The organism is Burkholderia sp. AU33803 (assembly GCF_002223095.1).
In the GTDB taxonomy this organism is placed as follows: domain Bacteria; phylum Pseudomonadota; class Gammaproteobacteria; order Burkholderiales; family Burkholderiaceae; genus Burkholderia.
In genome coordinates, this window is sequence record NZ_NKFJ01000005.1 from 199,904 (window position 1) to 226,258 (window position 26,355).

Consider the following 26,355-nt stretch of genomic DNA (forward strand, 5'->3'; position numbering starts at 1 on the left):
CCGCTGGCCGCACGTGCGCGCAAACCATGTCGGGCGTCACCAGCCGGATACGACTAAGCGGGTATGATCAGGGCTGGCCCTCGGGGTCTGTTGCGGCTGGTCCGATGGCAACGCATGCGCGTGCCCGATGTCAACAGGCCTTGGGGATCGATCGACGAGCGGGAGGAAAGGGAATGGCAGGAAACTTGGTGATCGTCTGCCGCGATCAGGATGCCGACGCGTTCTACGAACTGATGCAGGAGTACGGGTCGTTCCAGACGCGGCTGTCGTCGACGGCGTGGTACCTGAACATGAACGTCGTGCCTGAATCGCTGCAGGAGGAAATCCTGGAGCGCCTCGGCCGGTACACGACCGTCTACATCTTCGAGGCCACGACCGTGACCTACAACACCATCGACAGCAACGCGGCCGAGACGCTCGGCACGCTGTTCGGCGAATGATGGCACGCGGCGCCAGCCCGGACGGGCTGGCGCCGCAGCCGCTCATGCGGCCTGTGCGTGGGGTTCGTCCTTCGGCACGACCTCGAACGGGAACGTCATCGCGACACGCAGGCCGCCTTCGGGGCGGTTGCCGATGTCGCACGTCCCGCCCAGCCTGAGTACGAGCCGCTCGACGATCGCGAGCCCGAGCCCGCTGTGGCCGTTGCCGCCGCGCGCCGGGTCGAGCCGCACGAACGGCCGCGTGGCCGCCGCGAGGTCGCGCGGCGCGATCCCGCCGCCGCTGTCGCTGACCGACAACACATAGCCGGCCGGCGTGCGCGCCGTCTCGACGAGCACGGGCGGCGCACCGTACGCATGCGCGTTGTCCAGCAGGTTCGACAGGATCCGGTCGAGCGTCGCCGTCGGCAGCCGGAAGCCCGGATCGGCGTCGAGCCGGGTCTGGACCGTCGGCGCGTTCGGCGCGACCGCGCGATAGCTGCGCGCGATCCGCTCGCACGCCTGATCGACCGGCACCGGCTCGCTGCGATCGGACCCGCCGTGCGCGAACACCAGGAATTGATCGACGATGTGCGACATCGAATCGACGTCGCGCACGACGCCGTCACGCAACCGGGCGTCGTCCATCATTTCCGCCCGCAGCCGCATCCGCGCAAGCGGCGTGCGCAGGTCGTGCGCCACGCCCGCGAGCATCACCGCGCGGTCGCTCTCGGCCTGCGACACCTGTTCCACCATCTGGTTGAAGCCATGCGTGAGCTGGCGCAGCTCGCGCGGGCCGCGCTCACGCAGCGGCGGCACCGGCTGGCCGCGGCCGAAGCGCGCGACCGCGCGTGCCAGCGAACGCAGCGGCTGCTGCAGTTGCCAGGCCGCGAACAGCGCGGCGATCACGCCGGCCGAGAAGATCGTGCCGAGCCACAACAGCATCCGGTCGAGCGAGCGCGGCGGCCGCAGCGGCTGAACCGGCACCACGATCCAGTTGCGGTCGGCAGGCTCCTTCACCCACAGCACGGGCGGATGGCCGGGCGTGCCGATCTCGACCTGCGTGCCGGGCGGCATGCGGTCACTCACGTCGTCGCGGAACCGCTTCAGCGGCGGCGGCAGCCCTGCATCACCGCCCTTCGGCACGTCGGCGCTGTCCGGCGACACGAGCCGCACGCGCGACGGCAGCGGCTGGTCAGGCGTGCGCGCGACGTGCTGGCGCACCGCGTCGACCAGGAACGCAGCCTCTTCGACCGCGTAACGCGTCTGCATCTGGCTGCGCTCGAGCCGCATCGCGAAGAACCACGCGAAGTGCGACAGGAGCAGGACACCGACGACGAGCAGCGCCAGCCGCCCGAACAGTGAATCAATGGGTTTGCGCATGGGCCTCGCCGTCGGGCACGAACACGTAGCCGCGCCCGCGCACCGTCTGGATGAAGCGCGGTGTCGACGGATCCGTTTCGAGGATGCGGCGCAGGCGCCACACCTGGACGTCGATGCCGCGGTCGGTGCCGTCGTACTCGGGCCCGTGCAGCAGCTCGAGCAGCCGCTCGCGCGTGAGCGTGCGCAGCGCGTGGTTCACGAAGATCTTCAGCAGCGCGAATTCACTGCTCGACAGCGTGGCCGGCTTGCCGTCGACCGACAGCGTGCGCGCCTGGAAGTCGAGCACGAAGCGGCCGAACGCGAACGGCTCGCGCTGTTCGGGCGCCGCGGCCGACGGCGTCGCGCGGCGGCGGCGCAGCACGGCCTGCACGCGCGCGAGCAGCTCGCGCGGGTTGAACGGCTTGCCGAGGTAGTCGTCCGCGCCGAGCTCGAGCCCGACGATGCGGTCGACGTCGTCCGCACGTGCGGTCAGCATGATCACGGGGATGTCGTCGCCGGCCGCACGCAGCTGGCGCAGCGCGGTCAGGCCGTCGACGCCCGGCATCATCAGGTCCAGCACGATCAGGTCGGGCCGCTCGCGCTCGAGGCGCTTCTCGAGCGTCGCCGCGTCGTGCAGCACGGACACTTCCATCCCCTGGCGCACGAGGTAGTCGCGCAGCAGGTCTCGGAGTTCTTGGTCGTCGTCGACGATGAGGATCTGGGTAGTCATGGCTCGAAGTTTACCGCGCGAGGGCGGAGTCGAAGAACGAAACAAAGGGACGAAAGGGTTACTGCGGGTTACCGCGCAAGGGAACTGTAATGCGCGGTAACCCGGCCACCGCCCCGCGTAACACCGGCCGCAGCCTGCATCGCTAACCTGCGTCTTACCGGATGCGGCACCCGGTTTTCCCGGACCCGCATCGCCGGACCCTTTGGATACAAGGAGTTTCTGAAATGTATAAGAAGACTTCCCGCGTGGCCATCGCGGCCGCCACCGTGCTCGCTCTCGCATTCGGCACCGCGCATGCCGCGCAGCCCAACGACATGCCGCCTCCGGGCGGCCCCGGCGCCCATCAGATGCACGACGGGCATGAAGGCGGCCCGTTCGGCGCGATCATGAAACTGCACGACCAGCTGAAGCTCAACGCGTCGCAGGAACAGCAGTGGCAGGCAGCCGTCAACACGATGAAGCAGAACCGTGACGCGATGCGCAAGAGCCACGAGCAGATGCGCGACCAGTTCAAGGCGCAGCAGAACCAGCCGATCCTCGACCTGAGCGCGATGCACTCGGCACGCCAGCAGGCCGAGGCGCAGAACGCGCAACTGCGCGAGCAGACGTCCGCCGCGTGGCTCACGTTCTACAACGGGCTGAACGACCAGCAGAAGACGATGGTCAGCACGGCGCTCAAGCAGCAGTTCGCGAAGATGGAACAGCGCCACGAGAAGATGAAGGAGCGTTGGGAGCAGCATCGCGCGGCCAAGGCCGCGTCGGCGCCGGCGCAGTAAGCCGGCGGGCCGCTCCGCGAAGCGGCATCGAAGGGGACGCGGGCACCGGCCCGCGTCCCCTTTTTGCGTTTCAGGCGACGTCGAACAGCAGCACCTCGGCCGCCCGGCCGCGCGCGAACGCCACCGCGTCCACGGCACCGATCCGCGCGCCGTCGCCCGCGGACAGCGCGTAGCCGTTCACCTCGACGTCGCCGCGCACCACGTGCACGTACGCGCGGCGCCCGGCCGGCACGTCGAACGCCGCCGCCTCGTCGCCGTCGATCAGCCCCGCGAAGATGCGGGCGTCCGCCCCGATCGGCAACGCACCGTCGCCACCGTCCGGTGCCGCGACGAGCCGCAACCGCCCGCGTTTCTCGTCATCGGCAAAGTGCGTCTGCCCGTAGCCGGGCCGGCCGCCCGCCCCGGCCGGCGCGAGCCAGATCCGCAGCAGGCGCAACGGCTCGTCACGCGACGCGTTGGTTTCGCTCAGCATGACGCCGGTGCCGGCACTCATGCGCTGCACGCCGCCCGCACGGACGATCGCCCCGTTGCCGAGGCTGTCGCGATGCGCGAGCGCGCCGTCGAGCACGTAGGTGACGATTTCCGCGTCGCGGTACGGCCGCATCCCGTAGCCGCGGGTCGGCGCGATGCATTCCTCGTTCAGTTCGCGCAATGCGCCGAACGCCGTCGGCCCGCTCCGGCCGGACGCCCCGGGAAAGCTGTGAAGGAATTCGTGCCAGCCATGGCTGCGCTGGTCGCGATCGGCGGCGCGGCGGATCTGGAACATGGAACGGACACTCCGTGGGATGCAGGGTTCTGCCATGCCGTCACTGTATGAGTGTGCCAATCGCGCCACAATCCGCCGCCTGCGCACCGCATCGTTGCACTTGCGGATGCAATCGATGCAATGTCCCTCGTGAATGCAGCGATTATCGCAACAGCCGGATCAATGCGTCGAAGAATCGATCGGTCGGCCCGGATTGCCGGTTTCCGCGTATCGCGTTCGGGTAAAATACCGGCCTTTTGGCGTTCGCCGTTCCGGCGGCCGCCATTGCCAGAGCGCCGCTCGGCGATTTTTGGCCGTCTAGAATACGCCGCGGCGCCCGGTCCAACCGGCCGCGAGCGCTCCCGGAAAGTCAGCAACAGAAGGATGGAAATGAAGAAGGCCGCCCTGTGCGCCGCCCTCGCCCTCATGGCGGGCAGCGCCTTCGCGAAGGAGTGGAAGACCGTGCGGATCGGCGTCGACGCCAGCTACCCGCCGTTCGAGTCGACCGCGCCGAGCGGCGAGATCGTCGGTTTCGACGTCGATCTCACCAAGGAAATCTGCAAGCGAATCAACGTGAAATGCGTGTGGGTGGCGCAGGATCTCGACGGGATCATCCCGGCGCTGAAGGCGAAGAAGTACGACGTCATCGTGTCGTCGCTGACCGTCACGGACAAGCGCCGCGAACAGATCGACTTCTCCGACAAGGTCTATGACGCGCCGGCGCGGATGATCGCGAAGACCGGCTCGCCGCTGCTGCCGACGGTCGCGTCGCTGAAGGGCAAGCGCGTGGGCGTCGAGCAGGGCTCGACGCAGGAAACCTACGCGAAGGCGTACTGGGAGCCGCAGGGCGTGACGATCATTCCTTACCAGAACCAGGACCAGGTCTATACCGATCTCGGCTCGGGCCGTCTCGACGCGACGCTGCAGGACGAGTTGCAGGCCGACTACGGCTTCCTGCGCACGCCGCGCGGCAAGGGTTTCGCGTTTGCCGGGCCGGAAGTGAAGGATCCGAAGACGATCGGCGACGGCACCGCGATCGGCCTGCGCAAGGAAGATACGGACCTGAAGCTCAAGATCAACAAGGCGCTGGCCGACATGCACAAGGACGGCACGTACGACCGGCTGTCGCACAAGTATTTCGCGTTCAGCGTCTATTCGGCTTCGGCCCGCTGAGTAACGAAAAGAAGAGACGACGGATGCGGGGCCGCCCCGCATCCGGGCAGTACAGGCAGTCAACCACGCGCCGCCCGCCGCTGCCCGCCGCTCCCGCGACGGGCGGCCCGGCACCGCTGCCGGGGCGGACGGTCATGATACGCACGGGGCGTTCCGCGCAGCTTGGGCGGAACGCGTCTTTCGCGGCGCACCGCGTGCGCCCTAAGGGACCACACCAGGGACCACTCAATGTTTCTACAAGGTTACGGCCCGCTGATCCTCGCTGGCACCTGGCAAACCGTCAAACTGGCGGTGCTTTCGCTTGCGCTGTCGTTCCTGCTAGGCCTGCTCGGCGCGGGCGCGAAGCTGTCGCGCAACCGCTTCACGAACGGCGTCGGCACCGTCTACACGACGCTGATCCGAGGCGTGCCCGACCTCGTGCTGATGCTGCTGCTGTTCTACAGCCTGCAGATCTGGCTGAACATGGCGACCGACGCGCTCGGCTGGGACCAGATCGACATCGACCCGTTCCTCGCCGGCGTGCTCGTGCTCGGCTTCATCTACGGCGCGTACTTCACCGAGACGTTCCGCGGCGCGTTCCTGTCGGTGCCGCGCGGCCAGCTCGAGGCCGGCAGCGCTTACGGGATGACGAACTGGCAGGTGTTCACGCGAATCATGTTCCCGCAGATGATGCGCTTCGCGCTGCCCGGCATCGGCAACAACTGGCAGGTGCTCGTGAAGTCGACCGCGCTCGTGTCGATCATCGGCCTCGCCGACGTCGTGAAGGCGTCGCAGGACGCCGGCAAGGGCACGCTGCGGTTCTTCTTCTTCACGCTGATCGCGGGTGCCGTCTACCTCGCGATCACGACGATCTCGAACTTCGTGCTGATGTGGCTCGAAAAGCGCTACTCGACCGGCGTCCGCAAGGCTGACCTATGATCGAACTCATCCAAGAATACTGGCGCAACTATCTCTACACCGACGGCTATCGCATCACCGGTGTCGCGATTACGTTGTGGCTGCTGGTCGTGTCGATCGGCCTCGGCTTCTGCCTGTCGATACCGCTCGCGGTCGCGCGCGTGTCGAAGAAGAAGTGGCTGTCGGGCGCCGTGTGGCTCTACACCTACGTGTTCCGCGGCACGCCGCTCTACGTGCAGCTGCTGCTCTGCTACACGGGCCTCTACAGCCTGCAGGCCGTGCGCGGCACGCCGATGCTCGACGCGTTCTTCCGCGACGGGATGCACTGCACGCTGCTCGCGTTCACGCTGAACACCTGCGCGTACACCACCGAAATCTTCGCGGGCGCGATCAAGGCGACGTCGTACGGCGAAATCGAAGCCGCTCGCGCGTACGGGATGTCGACGTTCACGATGTACCGCCGCGTGATCCTGCCGTCGGCGCTGCGCCGCGCGCTGCCGCTGTACAGCAACGAAGTGATCCTGATGCTGCACGCGACCACCGTCGCCTTCACCGCGACCGTGCCGGACATCCTGAAGATCGCCCGCGACGTCAACTCGGCGACCTACATGTCGTTCCATGCGTTCGGCATCGCCGCCCTGCTCTATCTCGCGATCTCGTTCACGCTCGTCTGGCTGTTCCGCCAGGCCGAGCGCCGCTGGCTCGCGTATCTGCGCCCGCAAGGCAAGTAAGTTTTCGCAGGACTATGATGAATTCCCAGACTCAGAAGCTTTTCGTCGACGATCTGCACAAGCGGTACGGCGACAACGAGGTGCTCAAGGGCGTGTCGCTGAAGGCGAACTCGGGCGACGTGATCAGCGTGATCGGCTCGTCCGGCTCCGGCAAGAGCACGATGCTCCGCTGCATCAACTTCCTCGAGCAGCCGAATGCGGGCCGCATCTTCGTCGACGGCGAGGAAGTGCGCACCGCGCTCGACAAGACGGGCGCGCTGCGCGCGGCCGATTCGAAGCAACTGCAGCGCGTGCGCACCAAGCTGTCGATGGTGTTCCAGCACTTCAACCTCTGGTCGCACATGAACGTGATCGAGAACGTGATGGAAGCGCCGGTGAACGTGCTCGGCATCCCGAAGAAGGAAGCCGAGGAGCGCGCACGCGAGTACCTCGAGAAAGTCGGCCTCGCGCCGCGCGTCGAGAAGCAGTATCCGTCGCACCTGTCGGGCGGCCAGCAGCAGCGTGTGGCGATTGCACGCGCGCTCGCGATGCATCCGGACGTGATGCTGTTCGACGAGCCGACGTCGGCGCTCGACCCGGAACTGGTGGGCGAAGTGCTGAAGGTGATGCAGAAGCTCGCCGAGGAAGGCCGCACGATGATCGTCGTCACGCACGAGATGGGCTTTGCGCGCAACGTGTCGAACCACGTGATGTTCCTGCACCAGGGCCGCGTCGAGGAAGAAGGCGTGCCGTCCGAGGTGTTCGCCAACCCGAAGAGCGAACGCCTGCGCGGGTTCCTGTCGGGCAGCCTCAAGTAACGCACGCTGGATGAGCGGGCGCCCGCGGTTCGCCGCGCGGCGCCCGTTTTGCGTTTACGCGGCGCTCACCGGCGCGCTGTCGGCGAACGCGCGCAGTTCGTCGCCCGCGAGCCGGTAGCGCACCCATTCGCTCTGCGGCGCCGCGCCGACGCTTTCGTAGAAGCGGATCGCCGGCTCGTTCCAGTCGAGCACGCTCCACTCGAAACGCCCGCAGCCCGACTCGACCGCGATCCGCGCGAGCGCCTTCAGGAGCCGCAGCCCGGCGCCCGCGCCGCGAAAGCGTGGCGACACGTACAGATCCTCGAGATACAGCCCCTGCCGGGCCAGCCACGTCGAATACGAGAAGAAATAGACGGCGAAGCCGGCCGGCTCGCCGTCGACCTCGCACATCAGCGCGCGCGCCGGCGATCCCTCGCCGAACAGGCTGCGCTCGAGCGACGCGGGCGTCGCGATCACTTCGTGTTCGGCCTTCTCGTAGATGGCCAGCTCGGTGATGAAACGCAGGATCTGCCGCACGTCGGCGACGGTGGCGGAACGGATGTCGATTTGCACGGGTTGAGCCCTCCTCCGGCCCTGGCTGGTAACGTGAAACGATGCCGCGCAGCCGCGCTGGCACCCATCAGAACGTCATGCTACGTTCATGCAGCCCCTGCAGGAAGTGCAGTTTCTTCATCCGGACCTGAACATGATGCATCCCGATCTGCGCCGCCTCGACCTGAACCTGCTGCTCGTGTTCGATGCGCTGTACCGCCACCGGTCCGTCGCCGCGGCCGCGCACGAGCTCGCGTTGAGCCCGTCCGCATTGAGCCACGCGCTCGCGCGGCTGCGCGACACGATCGGCGACGCGCTGTTCGTGCGCCTCGGCAACGAGATGCAGCCGACCGTGCGCGCCGACGACATCGCCACCTGGGCCGGCGACGCGCTCGACACGATGTCGAAGGGGCTCGCCCGCGCACGCCGCTTCGATCCCGCGCAAAGCGACCGCACGTTCGTGTTCGCGGCGACCGACTACACGACATTCGCCGTGCTGCCGGCGTTTCTCGCCCGCATCCAGCATGTCGCGCCGCAATTGCGGATCCGCGTCGTGCATTCCGACCGGAAGATCTCCGTCGACGAACTCGCGGCCGGACGCATCGATTTCGCGCTCGGCTACCACGAGGAATCGACGGCCGACGCACCGGGCATCGAGGATTTCGACTGGTTCTCCGACGACTACGTCGTGATCGCGAGCGCCACGCATCCGGAGATTCGCCGGCGGCTGACGCTCGACCAGTACCTGGCGGCACGCCACGTGGTCGTCACGCCGTGGAACGAGTCGCGCGGCGTCGTCGACCATGTGCTCGACCGGCTCGGCCTCGCGCGGCAGGTCGCCGTGCAGTTGCCGACGGTGCTGGCCGCGCCGTTCGTGATCGCGGAATCGGCGCTGCTGATGACCGTGCCCAACCGCGCCGCGCAGGCGCTGCGGCACGCGGCGCCGATCCGCCTCTTTCCGGCGCCGTTCGGGATTCCGCGCTACACCGTGAAGGTCTATTCGCACGCGAAGCATGCGCGCACCGATGCGCACCGCTGGATTCGCGCGCAGTTGCTCGGCGCGCGGCCCGCCGCTGCCTGACCAAGGTATGTCGGTACACCGCGCTGCGCGTTGCCGGACAAGCGTTTCAGGCAATCGCCGGCCCTATCCGGCAGCCGCCCATTCATTACGAAATACTTACCAATTTCTCGTCGTTGACGCTTACGCCTGCGCCCCCGCAGCGTCAATAGTGACAATCCTTGACCCCCGTTTGCAAAACTCGTGTCTCCCTTGCGGGACAAGGGTTTTCCGTTAATTGCAAACCCTTGGCACCCCTGTTGCCCACCGTGTTGCATGGCAATTTGGCGACACGTGTTAGTCAAACAACGATTTCCATCGCCACAAAATTGTATTTTTGCTAAATTAGTAACCAAAGTAGCAAAACGAAGTTCGTGAAATGTAGTTTAGCTTCACGACACTACAAGGAGACCCCGCAGGCCGACCCGGCTGCGCGGGAACGCTCAACGGTTTTCCGTCCGCTTGCCCGCGTGCCGCGCTTACCGGCCCTGCACGAGGTCTCCCTGGTTATCCCGCTTTTGCCCGGCGCTCGCGCTCCGGGCATCTCGTGCAGTCTGGGTTGACTTTTTGACAGGGTATGGAGGAGATGATGAAGAAAGCTTTGGTCGCGGCCGCGCTGATGGCTGCTGGGGTGGTGACGGCGCACGCGCAGAGCAGCGTCACGCTGTATGGCCGCCTGGATGCCGGCATCGAGTACCTGAACGGCCTGCAGAACGGCCACCAAGTGCGCGCGGAAAGCGGCGACTGGGGCACCAGCCTCTGGGGCTTGAAGGGCACCGAGGACATCGGTGGCGGCAACAAGGTCCTGTTCCACCTCGAAGGCGCGTTCAACACGATGACGGGCGGCTTCAGCGGCTCGATCTGGGATCGTTTCGCGACCGTCGGGATCTCGAACGACCGCTACGGTACGCTGCTGTTGGGTCGCGAGCTCGCGATCGCCAACGGCGTGTGGGACTTCGACCCGTTCGGCCAGTCGGCCTGGTCGACGGCCTCGCTGGTGCGCGGCCGCAACTGGAACAAGACCAGCAACAACGTGTCGTACCAGTCGCCGTCGCTCTACGGCCTCGACTTCTACGGCCAGTTCTCGTTCTCGAACTCGACCAGCTTCAACGGCAACACGACGGCCGGCCAACCGGGCCGTGCAATGGGCGGTCAGGTCACCTACACGAACTCGCTGTTCCAGTTGCGCGGCATCTACGACGAAACCCGCGACAGCAACGGCCGCTTCTCGGACGTGTTCAACTACTCGCGTGAATACTTCGCGGGCGTGAACGTGTTCCTCGGTCAGTTCAAGGTGCAAGCGGCCTACCAGGCATCGCGCGCGGACGGCAGCGGTGGCCCGGCAGTGAACGCCGGCGTGACGGGCACCCAGCAGGTCTGGGGCGGCGTGACGTGGCAGGCAACGCCGGCAGCGGCGCTGATCGCGGCCGTGTATCACGTGAACGCGAACCACGGCGGCGGCAACGCGAACATCTACACGATCGGCGGTTCGTACAACATCTCGAAGCGCACGCTGTTCGACCTGCAGGCCGCGACGGTGCGTAACAGCTCGTCGGCCAACTTCGGTCTGAACGCGAACGGTGCAGGCACCGCCGTGTCGACCGGCAACCCGCATCCGGGCGGCAGCCAGACCGGCGTCTACGCCGGTATCCAGCACCTGTTCTGATCGGGCGCCGTTCTCAAAGAATCGATTCAACGACGTTTTCCACGCTGCTGCGAGAGGCGCGTATCGGTGCGGTACCCAACCGGGTATCCGCACCGTTTTTTCTTGGGCGACGGGTTCTTGCGACCCGTGGCCCGATCGGCCGAAGCGGCCGGGAAGCGATCAAATGGCGCGGACGCGGCGCTCAGACGGCCGCTTCGTTCTCTTCGCCGGTGCGGATGCGGATCACGCGCTCGACGTCCGACACGAAGATCTTGCCGTCGCCGATCTTGCCGGTGCGGGCCGCGCCGATCACCGCGTCGATCACCTGGTCGACCTGCGCTTCCGCGACGACCACCTCGATTTTCATCTTCGGCAGGAAGTCGACGACGTATTCGGCGCCGCGATACAGCTCGGTATGGCCCTTCTGGCGGCCGAAGCCCTTCACTTCCGTCACGGTCAGGCCCGTGAGACCCACTTCGGCGAGCGCTTCGCGGACTTCGTCCAGCTTGAACGGCTTGATGATGGCAGTGATGCGTTTCATGGTGGTTGTCCCCCAATGCTCGTTTGGATGCAAAATCGCGACCCCGATTGTAAGCCTGCGGGCCGCACGCGGCCCAGCACCGCTCAATCGAGACGTTCGGTAAACCGTGACGTGATCGGGTAGCGCCAGTCGCGCCCGAACGCGCGATGCGTGACGCGAATGCCGATCGGCGCCTGGCGGCGCTTGTATTCGTTGATCTTGATGAGCCGCGTCACGCGTTCGACGTCGGCCTGCGCATAACCGGCCGCGACGATCTCGGCGAGCGGCCGGTCCTCTTCCATGTACATCCGCATGATCGCGTCGAGCACGTCGTACGGCGGCAGGCTGTCCTGGTCGGTCTGGTTCTCGCGCAGCTCGGCCGACGGCGCGCGCGTGAGGATCCGCTCGGGGATCACGTCGCGCAGCGGATAGTCGGCCGTTTCGTTGCGATAGCGGCACAGCCGGTACACGAGCGTCTTCGCGATGTCCTTGATCACCGCGAACCCGCCGGCCATGTCGCCGTACAGCGTGCAGTAGCCGACCGCCATCTCGCTCTTGTTGCCGGTCGTCAGCACGATCGAGCCGAACTTGTTCGACAGTGCCATCAGCAACGTACCGCGAATGCGCGCCTGGATGTTCTCCTCCGTCGCGTCTTCCGCTCGGCCCGCGAACTCGCCCGCGAGCGATGCGCGGAACGCATCGAACATCGGCGCGATCGCGATCTCGTCATAGCGCACGCCGACGCGCCGCGCCATCTCCGCCGCATCGGTGGTCGAGATGTCGGCCGTGAAGCGCGACGGCATCATCACCGCGCGCACGCGCTCGGGCCCGAGCGCATCGCAGGCGACGGCCAGCACCAGCGCCGAATCGACGCCGCCCGACAGCCCGATCAGCACGCCCGGAAACCCGTTCTTGCCGATGTAGTCGCGCACGCCGAGCACGAGCGCGCGATACACCTGCGCGTGCGTCGACAGCTCGGGCGCGATCGCGCCCGGCAGCGGCCGCGCGCCGTCGAATTCGACGATCGCGTGCCCTTCGACGAACTGCGGCATCTTCGCGACGAGCGCGCCCTGCGCGTCGAGCACGAACGAGCCGCCGTCGAACACGAGTTCGTCCTGGCCGCCGACGAGATTCACGTACACCATCGGCAGCCCGGTTTCGCGGATCCGCGCGCGCAGGATGTCGATGCGCACCGCTTCCTTGTTCATGTGGTACGGCGAGCCGTTCGGGATCAGCAGCACCTGCGCGCCCGCCGCCTTCGCGATCTGCGCGGCCGACGCGTGCCACGCATCCTCGCAGATGATCACGCCGTATTTCACGCCGTTCAGCTCGAACACGAGCGGCTCGGCGTCGGTCGCGAAGTAGCGCTTCTCGTCGAACACCTCGGCGTTCGGCAGATCCTGCTTGCGGTAGGTGCCGACGATCGCGCCGCCGACGATCAGGGAAACCGCGTTGTAGGTATCGGTGGGCGGCACGCCGCGCTCGATCGGGCGGTTTGCATTACCATCGACGGCTGACGCATGCGCGCCTTTGCCCGCGCCGCGCAGCGGATGGCCGACCAGCACCGCGAGACCGTCGAATGCCTTCAGCGCGTCGGCGAGCGCGTCGAGTGCCGAGGCCGCCGCCGCGTAGAACGCGGGCCGCAGCAGCAGGTCTTCCGGCGGATAGCCGGACAGCGCGAGTTCCGGCGCGACCATCAGCTGCGCACCATCGTTGTGCGCGGCGCGGGCGGCCGCGACGATTCGCGCGACGTTGCCGGCGAAGTCGCCGACGGTGACGTTGATCTGGGCGAGAGCGAGTCGGGTCTTCATGGCGGGATCGGCGCAGCCCGGCGGCGCGCCCTGAACGGCTGACGAAATCGTCCCGGTGCAGGCCATGCAGGCCCGCGCATCCGGCGACACAGAACGGTACGGATTCACGCTTGAAACACGAACGCATCGATTATCGCACGGGCATCCTGTCGTCCCCCGCGGAGGTGCCGGCCGCGGAATGGAACGCGCTGCTCGCCCGCGACGCGCAGCCGACGCCCTTCCTGCGCCACGAATTCCTCGACGCGCTGCACGTCGCACGCTGCGCGGTCGACGATACCGGCTGGTCGCCGCACTTCGTCACGCTGACCGACGAGCGCACCGGCCGCCTCGCGGCCGCAGCGCCCGTCTACGCGAAACAGCATTCGTACGGCGAATACGTGTTCGACTGGGCCTGGGCCGATGCGTACCAGCGCAATAACCTGCCCTACTACCCGAAGCTGCTGTGCGCGGTGCCGTTCACGCCCGTGCAGGGCACGCGCCTGCTCGCGGCCGACGACGACGCGCGCCGCCGACTCGCGGCCACGCTGCTCGCGTTCGCCGAGCAGAGCGACTTGTCGTCGCTGCACGTGTTGTTCCCGACCGGCGACGAAGCGGCGCTGCTCGAATCGATGGGGATGATGCTGCGCGAAGGCGTGCAGTTCCACTGGATCAACGACGGCTACCGCCACTTCGACGATTTCCTCGGCACGCTCGAGCAGAAGAAGCGCAAGAACATCCGCGCGGAGCGGCGCAAGGTGCACGACGCGGGCGTGACGTTCCGGCGGCTCACCGGCGACCAGATCACCGACGCCGACTGGCGCTTCTTCTCGCGCTGCTATCGGCAGACCTATCGCGAACACTATTCGAGCCCGTACCTGAATCTCGACTTCTTCCGCACGATCGGCGCAACGATGCCCGAGAACCTGCTGCTCGTGATCGCGGAAGCCGACGGTCGGCCGATCGCGAGTGCGCTCGCCGTCTACCGGCGCGGCGAAAACGGCGGCGGCACGCTGTATGGCCGCTATTGGGGCGCGCTCGAACACGTGCCCTGCCTGCATTTCGAAACGGCCTACTACCAGTTGCTCGAATTCTGCATCGAGGCCGGACTCGATACGTTCGAAGGCGGCGCACAGGGCGAACACAAGCTCGCGCGCGGTTTCCTGCCGACCGTCACGCACTCCGCGCACTGGCTCGCGCACCCGGCGTTCTCGGACGCGGTCGCACGCTTTCTCGAACGCGAGACCGAGCATATCCACGCGTACGTCGACGAACTGCGCGAACACGATCCGTTCCGGCGCAGCGGCGCGTAACGTCATCAAGGGCCCCGGCATGCGACGAAGTCACGGCCGGCTTCGCCGCATGCCGTACGGCGCCTTCGGCCCGGTGCGCGACGCGCGTCACCGTCGTCGGCCACGCCTCGATCGCCCACGCGGACGCAATCGCCGAACGGGGGAACAGCGAAGTTTTCGTTGATCCGACTGAATCGATCTGTTGTACTTGTCGTCCCACTCCAGCGTCCCAGTTCAAAAAAATCGACCGGTCACCATGCTTGACCGGCAGGAGCCGTACCTGACCTCTCGCAGCGGGGGCAACCCGAAGGTCATGGAGAGAGACATGGAGTTACGACAGAAATCGGTATCCGTCCGGGTCTACCGACAGGCGCTCGACGACATGCGCCGCAACGGCTTCGACATCGCGCCGCTGTATGCGACGCTCGGCATCGGCGCGGCCGATCTCGCCGACGACGCGCGGCGCATCCCCGGTGATCGGCACGTCGCCGCGATGCGGCTGATGAGCGACTGGCCGTTGTCCTGGCATCGGCCGCCGCCGCAGGTCGTGCCGTGGCTCGCGCCGTTCCCCGAGCTCGCGGGCATCACCTGCAACGCCGCGACGCTGCGCGACGCGCTGCACGGCTACCTGCGCTACCGCGAACTGATCGGCAACGTCGACTGGCTTTTCGCGCATGAAACCGGCGACGCGATCGCACTCGAATACGTGAACGAGGGTGACGGCCGGCCCGCCAGCAGCGCGTTCGCGAATTTCGCGATCCTCGTCGCGCTCGCGCGCCTGTACGATCCGCACGTGCGGATCGACGAAGCCGCGTTCGCGGGCCGCGCGTTCGCGCCGACGGCCGCGTTGCGCGATCTCCTCGGCGCGACGATGTCGTTCGATGCCGCATGCAACCGCGTCGTGCTGCGCTCCGCGCGCTTCGACACGCCGTTCGAGTGCTACAACGCGCCGCTCGCGGACATCCAGCGTCATGCGGCCGACGCCGCGCGCGAGCGCGTGCGTGCCCGCTCGACGTTCGGCGCGTCGGTCGAGCAATGCGTGCGCGACTGGCTGCGCACGTCCGACGACGCCGACGTGCCGTCCGACACGCTGATGGAGCACGTCTGCACGCGCTTCGCGATGTCGCGCTGGACACTGCGCCGGCGACTGCATCGCGAAGCGGTCGGGTTTCATGCGCTCGTCGCGCAGGCGCGGCTCGGTGAAGCGCGCGACCTGCTGCTGACTACGCAACTGCCGATCGGGGAGATCGGCGCGCGGGTCGGCTTCCGTTCGACGAGCGCGTTCACGCGCTTCTTCACGCGCGAACTCGGCGCGGCGCCGAGCCGCTTTCGCGACAGGCACGGCGAGCGGTGGCGTTGACGGGCGCTTTTTCTGAGACACTGGCGGCTTCGCATCCTGCCGCCCTGCCATGTCCTGGTTTCTGTATCTGATCGAATGCGCCGACGACAGCGTCTATACGGGCATCACGACCGACGTTGCCGCACGCTTCGACGAGCACGCATCCGGCAAGGGCGCGCGCTATACGCGCTCGCGCAAGCCGCGTGCGGTGCTCGCGTCGTTTCCACTGCCCGACCGGTCGAGCGCGTCGCGCGCCGAGTACTGGGTGAAGCAGCTCACGGCGGCGCAGAAGCGGGAGCTGGCGGCCGGGTTGCGGACGCTGGAGTCGGTGCTGCCGGCCGTCGTGACTGTCGACGCGAGCGGTGATACGACCGGGTTGAAGGCCGGTGCGCGCGGGCGGAAGCAGGCGAAGAACGTCGACCGTGCGGAACAGTCGGTCGAGACGGGCAAAAGCCCGAAGAAGCCCGGAAAAGCCGGGAAAGCCGAAAAGGTCGATAAGCCTGCAGAAGCCAAAGCCCCCGAGTCTCCCACGGCGACAAAAGCCGCCCCGGTCGCAAAGCGCAAGAAGCCCGAAAGCGATGGCGTCGCAAAAAAGACTTCATCGCGCGACACACTGGTAAAAAAGGACAAGCCGGCCGCACCCGCTTCGTCGAAAGCAAAGGCGCCTGCAGCCAGCGGCAAACTCAGCACGAACGGACGCGAAGATGCCGCGCCCGCATCGGGTCGCCGCCGCGCGGCCGCTGCCCAAGCCGCCGAAGCGCCGGCGGCTCCCGCTACCGCTCGCCGCGCGAAGCGCGCGAAGGACGCGCCGTCCACCGCCCCGTCGCCTGCGGCCGTACCCGCTGCCGTACGCAAGCGACCCCAACGCACAAAACAAAACCGCGCGGCCTCCTGAGGAGACACGCGCGGTTGGCGTTTCGCACGAACCGGCCGTCGGCCGGTACGCCGCTTACTTCTTGTAGTTCGCTGCGCCGTCGGTGATTTCCTTGTGCGCGGCTTCGATGCCGGCCCAGCCTTCGACCTTCACCCACTTGCCCTTCTCGAGCGCCTTGTATTGCTCGAAGAAGTGCTTGATCTGGTCCTTCAGGTACTCGGGCACGTCGTCGATCGACTTCAGGTTTGCCGTCATAGGGCAGATCTTGTCGTGCGGCACGGCGACCAGCTTCGCGTCGACGCCCGACTCGTCGGTCATCTGCAGCATGCCGAGCACGCGCGAGCGCACGATCGAGCCTGCCAGCAACGGGAACGGCGTGATCACGAGCACGTCGACCGGATCACCGTCGCCCGACAGCGTCTGCGGGATGTAGCCGTAGTTCACCGGATAGCGCATGCCCGTGCCGATGAAGCGGTCGACGACGAGAAGGCCCAGTTCCTTGTCCGCCTCGTACTTCACCGGATCGCTTTGCGCGGGAATCTCGATGATCACGTTGAAATCTTGCGGCAGGTCCTTGCCGGCCGGAACATGATTGAAGCTCATGAGCACTCTCTGTAGGTCGATGGGAATTCGGGACAGGGCGCCGCGGCCGATGCATCGCCGCAGGCGTCCCGCAAGGGAATGCGCCATTATAGCCAATCGACCGGTGGCGTCCGGATGACGATCGGCCGATAATCGTTCCGGATGCCCGGCCGTTGAATCATCGGCCGTGGTACGTGGAATCGGTGTCGGTGGTTGAGGCGCTGTCGCCGGTCGAACGCGAAGCATGGGGCTCGGGTGAGCGCTAAAGCGACAACGCGGGGCGACCGTGAAGCATGGGGCCTGGGTGAGCGCTAAAGCGCCAACTCCGGCCGACCGCGAAGCATGGGGCCCGGGTGAGCGCTAAAGCGCTAACTCGGGTCGACCGCGAAGCATGGGACCCGGGTGAGCGCTAAAGCGCTAACTCGGGGTCGACCGCGAAGCATGGGACCCGGGTGAGCGCTAAAGCGCTAACTCGGGGTCGACCGCGAAGCATGGGACCCGAGTAAGCGCTAAAGCGCTAACTCGGGTCGACAGGAGCTGGCATGGAAGAGGCGAAGCACTTCATCGCGGGCGAATGGACGTCGCCCGCGCAACTGGAAACCATCGCGGTCGTCGATCCCTCCGACGGCCAGCCATTCGCGTCGATCGCCCGCGGCACGGCGCCCGACATCGAGCGCGCGGTCGCCGCGGCCCGCGACGCATTCGCGGGCCCGTGGGGCGCCGCCAGCGCCGCCGAGCGCGGCCGCGTGCTGATGCGCCTGTCGGCACGTGTCGCCGCCTCGATCGAGGAACTCGCCGCGATCGAAGCGCGCGACACCGGCAAGCCGCTGAAACAGGCACGCGCCGACGCAGCCGCGCTCGCGCGCTACTTCGAGTTCTACGCAGGCGCCGCCGACAAGCTGCACGGCGAAACCCTCCCCTATCAAGCCGGCTACACGGTGCTGACGGTGCGCGAGCCGCACGGCGTCACGGGCCATATCGTGCCGTGGAACTACCCGATGCAGATCTTCGGGCGCAGCGTCGGCGCCGCGCTCGCGGCCGGCAACGCCTGTGTCGTCAAGCCGGCCGAGGATGCGTGCCTGTCGTTGCTGCGCGTCGCCGAGCTGGCCGTCGAGGCCGGGTTGCCGGCCGGTGCGCTGAACATCGTCACCGGCTACGGCCATGAAGCCGGCGCCGCGCTCGCACGCCATCCCGGCATCGACCACATCTCGTTCACGGGATCGCCGGCCACCGGCAAGCTGGTCACGCAGATGGCGGCCGAGAACCACGTCCCCGTCACGCTCGAACTCGGCGGCAAGTCGCCGCAGATCGTGTTCGCCGACGCCGATCTCGAAGCGGCGCTGCCCGTGCTCGTGTCCGCGATCGTGCAGAACGGCGGGCAGACCTGCTCGGCCGGCAGCCGCGTGCTGATCGAGCGCGCGGTGTACGAGCCGCTCGTCGAGCGGCTCGCCACCGCGTTCAACGAGCTGCGCGTCGGCCCGAGCCGCGCCGACCTCGACTGCGGCCCGCTGATCAACGCGAAACAGCAGCAGCGCGTGTGGGATTTCCTGTCCGACGCGCAGCACGACGGCATTCCGATGGCCGCGCACGGGCAAGTCGTCGCCGACGCGCCCGAAAGCGGCTTCTACCAGGCGCCCGCGCTGCTGCGCGACGTGCCGCCGTCGCACCGGCTCGCGCAGGAGGAAGTGTTCGGCCCCGTGCTCGCCGCGATGCGTTTCGTCGACGAGGACGAAGCCGTCGCGCTGGCGAACGGCACGCCGTACGGTCTCGTCGCGGGCATCTGGACGCGCGACGGCGCGCGCCAGATGCGTCTTGCGCGGCGCCTGCGCGCGGGACAGGTGTTCATCAACAACTACGGCGCGGGCGGCGGCGTCGAGCTCCCGTTCGGCGGCGTCGGCCACTCGGGGCATGGCCGCGAGAAAGGCTTCGAGGCACTGTACGGCTTCACCACGCTGAAGACGATCGCGATCCGGCACGGCTGACCGCGCCGCATGCAGCACCCGGCCGCGTGCCGAAGCACGACGACACTCATATCCAGCACAGGAGACACACCATGCGGTTGAGCGGCAAGACGGCAATCGTCACGGGCGGCGGCTCGGGATTCGGCGAAGGCATCGCGAAGACCTATGCGCGCGAAGGCGCGAACGTCGTCGTCAACGACCTGAATGGCGCGGCAGCCGAGCGCGTCGCGAGCGAGATCGCGCTCGCGGGCGGCAAGGCCATCGCGGTGGCCGGCGACGTGTCGAGGCAGGACGACTGGCACGCGCTGCTGCAAGCCGCGCTCGACGATTTCCATGCGGTACAGATCGTCGTGAACAACGCGGGCACCACGCACCGAAACAAGCCGGTGCTCGACGTGACGGAAGCCGAATTCGACCGCGTGTACGCGGTCAACATGAAGAGCCTGTTCTGGTGCGTGCAGACCTTCGTGCCGTACTTCCGCGAACAGGGCGGCGGCGTGTTCGTGAACGTCGCGTCGACGGCCGGCGTGCGGCCGCGGCCCGGCCTCGTCTGGTACAACAGCACGAAGGGCGCGATGATCACCGCAAGCAAGTCGCTCGCGGCCGAACTCGGCGCCGACCGCATCCGCGTGAACTGCATCAACCCCGTGCTCGGCGAAACGGCGTTGATGACCGAATTCATGGGCTGCGAGGATACCCCCGAGAACCGCAGCCGGTTCCTCGCGACGATCCCGCTCGGCCGCTTCTCGACGCCGCAGGACATCGCGAACGCGGCGCTTTACCTCGCCTCCGACGAAGCTGAATTCATCACGGGCGTTTGTCTCGAAGTCGACGGCGGACGCTGCATCTAGCCGCACCGGGCTGTTCGCGCACCGCGCCGGGGTTCACCGGCCGGCACGACATCCACGCATTGCTTCGCACGAAACCGGATCGGGTGCCGCAGCGCCTTCCCCGGCCAACTATAAGGACAGCGGTGCATGGGATCCAAGTAACCGCTAAAGCGCTAACTTTGATCGACAGGAGACAACATGGCAACATCGACGCAGTCGCTGCCGGGCTCGTCCGGCGCATTCGAGGAAGCAACCTACCGCAAGGTGTCGTGGCGGCTCGTGCCGCTCCTGTTGCTGTGCTACGTGGTCGCGTATCTCGACCGCGTGAACGTCGGGTTCGCGAAGCTGCAGATGGCGAGCGACCTGAACCTCAGCGACACCGTCTACGGGCTCGGCGCCGGGATCTTCTTCTTCGGCTACTTCCTCTTCGAAGTGCCGAGCAACATCATCCTGCACAAGGTCGGCGCGCGCGTGTGGATCGCGCGGATCATGGCGACATGGGGCGTGATCTCGATCCTGACGATGTTCGTCACGACGCCCGCGATGTTCTACGTGATGCGCTTCCTGCTCGGCGTCGCCGAGGCCGGCTTCTTCCCCGGCGTGATCCTCTACCTCACCTACTGGTATCCCGCACACCGGCGCGGCCGGATGACGACGTTCTTCATGACGGCCGTCGCGCTGTCCGGCGTGATCGGCGGGCCGCTCTCGGGCTTCATCCTGAAGGCGTTCGACGGCATCAGCGGGTGGCACGGCTGGCAATGGCTGTTCCTGCTCGAGGGTATCCCGTCGGTGCTGGTCGGCGTGGTCGTGTTCCTCAAGCTGGACGAGCGGATCGAGAAGGCCAACTGGCTGACCGACGACGAAAAGGCGCTGCTCGCGCGCAACGTCGCTGCTGAAGAAGCCACCAAGGAAGACCTGCCGCTCGGCGCCGTGATGTCGAGCCCGCGCGTGTGGCTGATGGCGCTGATCTACTTCTCGTTCGTGATGGGGCTCTACGGGGTCGGCTTCTGGCTGCCGACCATCATCAAGGCTACCGGTGTGACCGACACGTTCACGATCGGCCTGCTGTCCGCGATTCCGTATGCGGCCGCGGTGGTCGCGATGATCCTGATCGCGCGCAGCGCGGACCGGCACCGCGAACGCCGCTGGCACGTTGCGATTCCGGCCGCGATCGGCGCGCTCGGGCTCGTGCTGTCGGTGATCTGGGCGCACCAGACCGCGCTCGCGATGCTCGGCCTCACGCTCGCGACGATCGGCATCCTGACGACGCTGCCGCTGTTCTGGAGCCTGCCGACCGCGTTCCTCGGCGGTACGGCGGCCGCGGCCGGCATCGCGATGATCAACTCGATCGGCAACCTCGCCGGCTTCCTCAGCCCGTACATGATGGGCTGGCTCAAGCAGGCAACGGGCGCCAATGATTCAGGCATGTACATGCTCGCCGGGTTCCTCGTGCTCGGCGGGCTGCTGGCGCTGTCGGTGCCGAAGCGGCTGGTCGACAAGTGACGCAAGGAGCCCACCCGCATGCACCATCGAATCGTCCAGGCAGCCGGCCACCGTGTGCTGGTCCGCGATCCCGCCGCTGGCCCGGTCCAGCGCGAAAGCGATGCGCTCGACCTCGTCGCGCTCGCGCATGAACATGAAGCCGACTGGGTCGCGGTGCCCGCCAACGCGCTGCACGACGACTTCTACCGGCTCGACAGCGGGCTGGCGGGCGCCGTGCTGCAGAAACTCGTCAACTACGGCGTCCGGCTCGGCGTGGTCGGTGATATCGACCACTGGCTCGCGCGCAGCGAAGCGCTCCGCGCGCTCGTTCGCGAGTCCAATCGCGGGCAATCGGTGTGGTTCGTCATCAGCGAGGACGACCTGCTGCGCAAGCTCGGCGCGTGACGTGTCGTCCGGCCCACCCCGGACGAAAAAAAGCCCCGAATGCCGGAAAGGCCTTCGGGGCTTTTTTGCGCGGGGTGTACGAGCCGCCTGCAGCAGGCGGCCCGAGTGACCGGCATCAGACCACGGTAATCGCCAGCGCGCTTTCGCGGTAATGCTTCGCAGCCTTGTCGGTTTCGCCGAGATGCTCGAACAGGCGCGCAAGTGCGCGATGCGCACGCACCTTCAGCGCCTCGTTGTCGGCCAGCTTCAGTGCCGATTCGAGGAACGACTGCGCCTTGCCCCACAGCTGCTGCTGCTGGCACAGGCGACCGAGCGCGAACAGCAGGTCGGCATCCTCCGGGTGATCCTTCTTCCACCCTTCCGCCTTCTGGATCAACGGCAGCGCATCGGCGCCGGCCGTATCCGGATAACGGCGCAGCAGACGCGCATCCCAGTTGTGCGCGAGCGCGTCCTCGACGATGCGGCGCGCTTCGTTGCGACGCTCGAGCGGCACGAGCAGCTCTGCGGCGAGATCGGCGAGACGCGGCGACTGGCGCTCGACCGGCGACAGCGACTGCCACACCTCGAGCAGCGCGTCCGGGTCGTGCCGGCGTTCGCGCAGCAGGTTTTCCGCGGCCTGCTGGCGCAGCCGCACGGCCGCCGCCGGATGCAGCGCCTCGCGCTTCTCGAGCGCCTTCGCGAGCTTCAGCACCTCGGCCCAGTTCTTCAGCTGCTGCTGCGCGCGCAGCGCGACCTGCTGCGCATGGATGCGCTTGCCGCCCGCCTGCAGGTCGGCCAGCGCGGCAAGCGCGCCGTCGGCATCACGCGCATCCGCGCGCATGTCGGCCGCGGCGAGCAGCCGTGCATCCTGCCATTCCGGCGCGTCGACCTTCGACAGCCAGTCGTCGCGGCGCGTGTACTCGTGCATCCGGTGCGCGGCGGTGGCCCCGACGAGACTCGCGGCGCCCAGGTTCGCATCGACCGACAGCGCTTCACGCGCGGCCTTCTCCGCACGCGAGAAGCGGCCCGCATACAGGTTCGCGATCGCGTCGCGCAGCGATGCCTGTGCCTTCTCGTTGCGCGAGCGCGCCCGATACGCGGCGACCCGCTGCGGCATGCGCCAGATGTTGCGCACGATGCGCAGCAGCGCATACACGACGATGAACAGCACGACGATGGCGATCACGAACAGGTTCAGCGACACGTCGACCCGGTACGGCGGATAGACGAGCAGCACCTGCCCGGCGTCGAAACGGCCGACGGTGGCGAGCGCAGCGGCGATCGCGAACAGGACCGCGAGCCAGACGATTCCTCGAAGCGTCATCGTTACCCCCGGCTCTTGAACTGCTGAACGGCGTTCAGGCTCGTGTTCAGGTTCGGCACCGCAACCGTCAGCGATGCGCCGTCAACCTGCTTGAGCAGATCCTCGACGGTCTGCGTGTCCTTCGATGCCTGGTCGAAATACTTCCCGAGCGACGCCTGTGCGGCGTGCAGGTCGGCCTTCATCGCGCTGTCGTTGCGCGCGAGCAGCGACAGGCGGGCGGTCAAGAGGCGCAGCTTCACGTTCTCGCGCACGAAGTAGCCCTGGTCGGGCGACGCGAGCATCGCGTCCGCGTTGTCGATGCGGCGCACCTGCACGAGCCCCTTCAACTGCTGGCCGAGGCCGGCCGAGAAGTCGTGCCACCACACCTTCCAGCGCGGCTCGCCGGCCACGGCCGACGACGCGGCGTCAGCCGGCACTGCCTTCGGCGCCTCATGCGGGACGATCGCCTCGCCGGACAGCGGCAGCGCGTCGATCTTCGCGATCGCATCGTCGAGCTTGATCGCGAGGCCGGTGAGGTCGGCCGCCGGTGCGGCCTTCAGCTTCTCGATGTCCAGCGCGAGCGCCTTGCGGACCGTGACCGCCTGCGCGCTCTGCGACGTCGCGAGGCGCGCGTCGGCGTTCTGCAGCGCGATCAGCGCGAGCTGCGTGTTGCCGGTCAGCTGAAGCTGCTGGCTCGCGCTCGACAGCATCTGGTCGACCTCCTCGAGCATCCACGCATCGCGGTTGCGCGACAGGTCCTGGTATTGCTGCTGCAGCGCCTGCTGCGCGCTCTGCGCGTCGGCGAGCTTGCCGTCGAGCTGCGCGAGCTGCGTGTCGACCTGATGCGTGCTCGCGAGCGCCTGCTCGGTCTTCATGCGCGTCTCGGCCGTCTGCGCATCGAGCGCCTTCTGGCGCGTGACGAACGTGCCGTCGAGCCGGTCGATCTTGCGGTTCAGCGCGTAGCCGCCGACACCCGCCGCGCAGCCGAGCACGACGACGACGAACCACAGCACCGCGCTACCGCCGCGGCGCGCGGGCGGTTCGGCGCCCATGTAGGCGGGGCGTGACGGCGGTGCGGATGCAGCGGCCGGCTGGGAAGCGACGCTTTTGGAATCGTTGGTATCTGTCATGCGTTTAGTCACCGGTGCGGCTGTCGCCGGTTGGACGGCCTCCTCGGCCATCGTTCGAAACGCGCGGACGATGCGCTCATCGCCCGCGCCGGTCAGCGTAATCCTATCAAAACCCAATGAACGCGCGGTCTGCTCGATCCGCGGATGCGGCGTCACGAGCGGCGCGTGCTTCAGCGCGTGGATCTCGGCATCGTTCAGATGCGCCCGCGCGAGTTCGTGCAGGTTGCGCACGCCTTCCGAGCTCGTGACGAGCCACGCATGCGGTTCGCCGTGAAGCAGCGCATGCACGCGCTCCCACGCGCCGACGCGCGGCTCGGGCACGACGCGCCGATAGGCGGCGACGAGCGTGACGTCCGCGCCGGCCTCGCGCAATCGTTCGGCGAGCCATTCGCGACCGCCGTCGCCGCGCACGATCAGCACGCGCTTGCCCGCCAGCGCCTGCGCGCCCCCGAACGCGGCCTCGATGCACGCGAACAGGCTTTCCGAATCGTAGTGAGGTACGCCACCGTCGGCCGGTGCCTGCGGCGCGATCACGCGATGCGCGGGCGCCGCGATACCGTGACGCTCGAGCGCCGCGACGCTGCCGGGCCCCACCACGCCGACCGGCAGCGCGTTCGGCCAGATCGCGCCGTACTGCGCGAGCGCGCGGTCGATCGCGTTCGGCGAGACGAAAATCACCAGCGCGTAGTCGGCGAGCGCCGCGAATGCCGCGTCGAGCGGTGCGGGATCGTCGACCGGCGCAATGTCGATCAACGGAAATTCGAGCACGTCGCAGCCGGCCTCGGCCAGTTGCGACGCCAGCGCGCCGGACTGGCCGTCCGGGCGCGTCAGGACAGCGGTGAACGTGCGCGCGCCGCCCGCCATCAGGCGTCGCCCTTGCCGGCGGCCTGCGAGCCCGCGAGCAGCGCCCGGACGATGTCGAGCGCGCCTTGCGCCTCGAGCTCGTCGGACACGGCGCGGCCGAGCGCGAGCGCATCGGCGACGGTCACGACGGCCCCGCATTCCTCGGCCGTCAGCACGCGCTTGCCGTCGGTCGTCGACACGCGGCCCGTCAGGTACAACTCGCCCGCACGCCACACCGCGTGCGCGGCAAGCGGCACCTCGCAGCTGCCGCCGAGCGCGCGCGACACCATCCGCTCGGCCTCGACCGCGAGCGCGGTCTGCGAGTCGTGCAGCGGTGCGAGCCATGCGGCGACGTCGTCGCGGTGCGATGCGATCTCGATGCCGAGCGCGCCCTGGCCCGCGGCGGGCGGGCTCGCCTCGACGTCGAGCAGCGCGCGGATCCGCGCTTCGAGGCCGAGGCGCTTCAGGCCCGCAGCCGCGAGAATGATCGCCGCGTAGTCGCCGCGATCGAGCTTCGCGAGGCGCGTGTCGAGGTTGCCGCGCAGCGGCAGCACGTCCAGGTGCGGGTAGCGCGAGCGCAGCATCGCCTCGCGGCGCAGGCTCGACGTACCGACCACGGCGCCGGCCGGCAGCGCGTCGAGCGACGCGTAGTCGTTCGACACGAATGCATCGCGCGGATCTTCGCGTTCCATGATCGCGGCGAGCGAGAAGCCGTCGGGCAGCGCCATCGGCACGTCCTTCAGCGAATGCACGGCGAGATCGGCGCGGCCGTCGGCCAGCGCGGCCTCCAGTTCCTTCACGAACAGGCCCTTGCCGCCGACTTTCGACAGCGTGCGATCGAGAATCTGGTCGCCGCGCGTCGTCATCCCGAGGATTTTCACGTCACAAGCTGGATATAATTTGCGCAGCGCATCACGCACATGTTCGGCTTGCCACATCGCCAGGCGGCTTTCGCGCGAAGCAATCGTCAACGTCGCGGGCGACTGTGCCTGTTGCGGCCCGGCCGCGGGGGTCTCGGAATTCATTGCTGGAACATCGAAGGACGGGATTGAAGATCGAACAATGGTAGCACGCACGCCCCTGCCCGCCCGGGCCTGGAGCCTGCGCCCGGCCTGCCGCCGAGCGGGTCGCGGCGCCGATGCGCGGATGTGCCGCACGTAGCTGGTTG

General features: G+C 67.6%; 25 protein-coding genes. 15 read left to right on the forward strand and 10 right to left on the reverse strand.

Features of this window, described 5'->3' with window-relative positions; all coding sequences use genetic code 11:
* Positions 1-173 precede the first annotated feature (173 nt).
* Positions 174-440, forward strand: coding sequence for a hypothetical protein (locus CFB41_RS12780; RefSeq protein WP_011545926.1), 267 nt, complete (start codon positions 174-176; stop codon positions 438-440).
* A 42-nt stretch (positions 441-482) separates the two neighbouring features.
* Here the strand turns inward: CFB41_RS12780 and CFB41_RS12785 are convergent, their stop codons facing one another.
* Together CFB41_RS12785 and CFB41_RS12790 are read right to left on the reverse strand one after the other, a co-directional pair.
* The gene (locus tag CFB41_RS12785; protein ID WP_089456734.1) at positions 483-1,799 is read right to left on the reverse strand and encodes an ATP-binding protein; all 1,317 of its coding nucleotides are present in this window, start codon (positions 1,797-1,799) and stop codon (positions 483-485) included.
* Positions 1,783-2,508 carry a response regulator gene (locus CFB41_RS12790; protein WP_009693256.1) on the reverse strand — a complete coding sequence of 242 codons (726 nt, stop codon included), beginning with the start codon at positions 2,506-2,508 and terminating at the stop codon, positions 1,783-1,785. Before CFB41_RS12790 ends, CFB41_RS12785 begins: the two co-directional genes overlap by 17 nt.
* A gap of 224 nt (positions 2,509-2,732) precedes the next feature.
* On the opposite strand from CFB41_RS12790, the gene CFB41_RS12795 reads away from it, so the two are divergent.
* Entirely contained in the window at positions 2,733-3,284 is a 552-nt protein-coding gene (locus CFB41_RS12795) for a periplasmic heavy metal sensor (RefSeq protein ID WP_089456735.1), read from the forward strand.
* A 70-nt stretch (positions 3,285-3,354) separates the two neighbouring features.
* Here the strand turns inward: CFB41_RS12795 and CFB41_RS12800 are convergent, their stop codons facing one another.
* Positions 3,355-4,050 carry a pirin family protein gene (locus CFB41_RS12800; protein ID WP_089456736.1) on the reverse strand — a complete coding sequence of 232 codons (696 nt, stop codon included), beginning with the start codon at positions 4,048-4,050 and terminating at the stop codon, positions 3,355-3,357.
* A gap of 369 nt (positions 4,051-4,419) precedes the next feature.
* Between CFB41_RS12800 and CFB41_RS12805 the strand changes: the two genes are divergently transcribed.
* From CFB41_RS12805 to CFB41_RS12820, 4 genes are all read left to right on the forward strand, one after another.
* The gene (locus tag CFB41_RS12805; RefSeq protein WP_143330831.1) at positions 4,420-5,202 is read left to right on the forward strand and encodes an ABC transporter substrate-binding protein; all 783 of its coding nucleotides are present in this window, start codon (positions 4,420-4,422) and stop codon (positions 5,200-5,202) included.
* 228 nt (positions 5,203-5,430) lie between these two features.
* On the forward strand, positions 5,431-6,120 hold the full coding sequence (locus tag CFB41_RS12810) for an ABC transporter permease (protein WP_021158491.1): 690 nt from the start codon (positions 5,431-5,433) through the stop codon (positions 6,118-6,120).
* A complete protein-coding gene (locus tag CFB41_RS12815; protein WP_039368534.1) occupies positions 6,117-6,830 on the forward strand; it encodes an ABC transporter permease in 714 nt (237 codons plus the stop codon). Before CFB41_RS12810 ends, CFB41_RS12815 begins: the two co-directional genes overlap by 4 nt.
* Positions 6,831-6,847: 17 nt before the next feature.
* The gene (locus tag CFB41_RS12820; protein WP_039368539.1) at positions 6,848-7,627 is read left to right on the forward strand and encodes an ABC transporter ATP-binding protein; all 780 of its coding nucleotides are present in this window, start codon (positions 6,848-6,850) and stop codon (positions 7,625-7,627) included.
* Positions 7,628-7,681: 54 nt separating this feature from the next.
* Here the strand turns inward: CFB41_RS12820 and CFB41_RS12825 are convergent, their stop codons facing one another.
* Positions 7,682-8,179, reverse strand: coding sequence for a GNAT family N-acetyltransferase (locus CFB41_RS12825; protein WP_089456738.1), 498 nt, complete (start codon positions 8,177-8,179; stop codon positions 7,682-7,684).
* A gap of 88 nt (positions 8,180-8,267) precedes the next feature.
* On the opposite strand from CFB41_RS12825, the gene CFB41_RS12830 reads away from it, so the two are divergent.
* A complete protein-coding gene (locus tag CFB41_RS12830) occupies positions 8,268-9,239 on the forward strand; it encodes a LysR family transcriptional regulator (RefSeq protein WP_373558618.1) in 972 nt (323 codons plus the stop codon).
* A gap of 562 nt (positions 9,240-9,801) precedes the next feature.
* Entirely contained in the window at positions 9,802-10,881 is a 1,080-nt protein-coding gene (locus tag CFB41_RS12835; RefSeq protein WP_071334967.1) for a porin, read from the forward strand.
* A gap of 181 nt (positions 10,882-11,062) precedes the next feature.
* On the opposite strand, the gene CFB41_RS12840 is transcribed toward CFB41_RS12835, so the two are convergent.
* A complete protein-coding gene (locus CFB41_RS12840; protein ID WP_006398637.1) occupies positions 11,063-11,401 on the reverse strand; it encodes a P-II family nitrogen regulator in 339 nt (112 codons plus the stop codon).
* 83 nt (positions 11,402-11,484) lie between these two features.
* Positions 11,485-13,191, reverse strand: a complete 1,707-nt coding sequence (locus CFB41_RS12845) for an NAD+ synthase (RefSeq protein ID WP_089457188.1) — start codon at positions 13,189-13,191, stop codon at positions 11,485-11,487.
* A gap of 110 nt (positions 13,192-13,301) precedes the next feature.
* On the opposite strand from CFB41_RS12845, the gene CFB41_RS12850 reads away from it, so the two are divergent.
* The 3 genes from CFB41_RS12850 to CFB41_RS12860 all read left to right on the forward strand — a co-directional run bounded on the left by CFB41_RS12850 (position 13,302) and on the right by CFB41_RS12860 (position 16,693).
* Positions 13,302-14,480 carry a GNAT family N-acetyltransferase gene (locus CFB41_RS12850; RefSeq protein ID WP_089456739.1) on the forward strand — a complete coding sequence of 393 codons (1,179 nt, stop codon included), beginning with the start codon at positions 13,302-13,304 and terminating at the stop codon, positions 14,478-14,480.
* 304 nt (positions 14,481-14,784) lie between these two features.
* Complete coding sequence (locus CFB41_RS12855) at positions 14,785-15,819, forward strand: AraC family transcriptional regulator (protein ID WP_089456740.1); 1,035 nt, start codon at positions 14,785-14,787, stop codon at positions 15,817-15,819.
* Positions 15,820-15,868: 49 nt separating this feature from the next.
* The gene (locus CFB41_RS12860) at positions 15,869-16,693 is read left to right on the forward strand and encodes a GIY-YIG nuclease family protein (RefSeq protein WP_089456741.1); all 825 of its coding nucleotides are present in this window, start codon (positions 15,869-15,871) and stop codon (positions 16,691-16,693) included.
* A 54-nt stretch (positions 16,694-16,747) separates the two neighbouring features.
* On the opposite strand, the gene ppa is transcribed toward CFB41_RS12860, so the two are convergent.
* The gene (gene ppa / locus CFB41_RS12865) at positions 16,748-17,275 is read right to left on the reverse strand and encodes an inorganic diphosphatase (protein WP_034178734.1); all 528 of its coding nucleotides are present in this window, start codon (positions 17,273-17,275) and stop codon (positions 16,748-16,750) included.
* Between the two features lie 521 nt (positions 17,276-17,796).
* On the opposite strand from ppa, the gene CFB41_RS12870 reads away from it, so the two are divergent.
* The 4 genes from CFB41_RS12870 to CFB41_RS12885 all read left to right on the forward strand — a co-directional run bounded on the left by CFB41_RS12870 (position 17,797) and on the right by CFB41_RS12885 (position 21,932).
* A complete protein-coding gene (locus CFB41_RS12870) occupies positions 17,797-19,236 on the forward strand; it encodes an aldehyde dehydrogenase family protein (RefSeq protein WP_089456742.1) in 1,440 nt (479 codons plus the stop codon).
* 71 nt (positions 19,237-19,307) lie between these two features.
* Positions 19,308-20,066: an SDR family oxidoreductase gene (locus CFB41_RS12875; protein ID WP_069248588.1), complete on the forward strand. Its 759-nt coding sequence runs from the start codon at positions 19,308-19,310 to the stop codon at positions 20,064-20,066.
* A gap of 177 nt (positions 20,067-20,243) precedes the next feature.
* Positions 20,244-21,548, forward strand: coding sequence for an MFS transporter (locus CFB41_RS12880; RefSeq protein ID WP_089456743.1), 1,305 nt, complete (start codon positions 20,244-20,246; stop codon positions 21,546-21,548).
* Positions 21,549-21,566: 18 nt separating this feature from the next.
* Positions 21,567-21,932, forward strand: a complete 366-nt coding sequence (locus tag CFB41_RS12885) for a DUF4180 domain-containing protein (RefSeq protein WP_089456744.1) — start codon at positions 21,567-21,569, stop codon at positions 21,930-21,932.
* A gap of 115 nt (positions 21,933-22,047) precedes the next feature.
* Here CFB41_RS12885 and CFB41_RS12890 read toward each other — a convergent pair whose 3' ends face one another.
* From CFB41_RS12890 to hemC, 3 genes are read right to left on the reverse strand one after another with little or no spacing between them, the layout of a single operon-like run.
* A complete protein-coding gene (locus CFB41_RS12890) occupies positions 22,048-23,235 on the reverse strand; it encodes a heme biosynthesis protein HemY (RefSeq protein WP_089440783.1) in 1,188 nt (395 codons plus the stop codon).
* Between the two features lie 2 nt (positions 23,236-23,237).
* Positions 23,238-25,208, reverse strand: coding sequence for a fused uroporphyrinogen-III synthase HemD/membrane protein HemX (gene hemDX, locus CFB41_RS12895; protein WP_089456745.1), 1,971 nt, complete (start codon positions 25,206-25,208; stop codon positions 23,238-23,240).
* Positions 25,208-26,212, reverse strand: coding sequence for a hydroxymethylbilane synthase (hemC, locus tag CFB41_RS12900; protein WP_089456746.1), 1,005 nt, complete (start codon positions 26,210-26,212; stop codon positions 25,208-25,210). The genes hemDX and hemC overlap by 1 nt, the downstream gene beginning before the upstream one ends.
* Positions 26,213-26,355 lie beyond the last annotated feature (143 nt).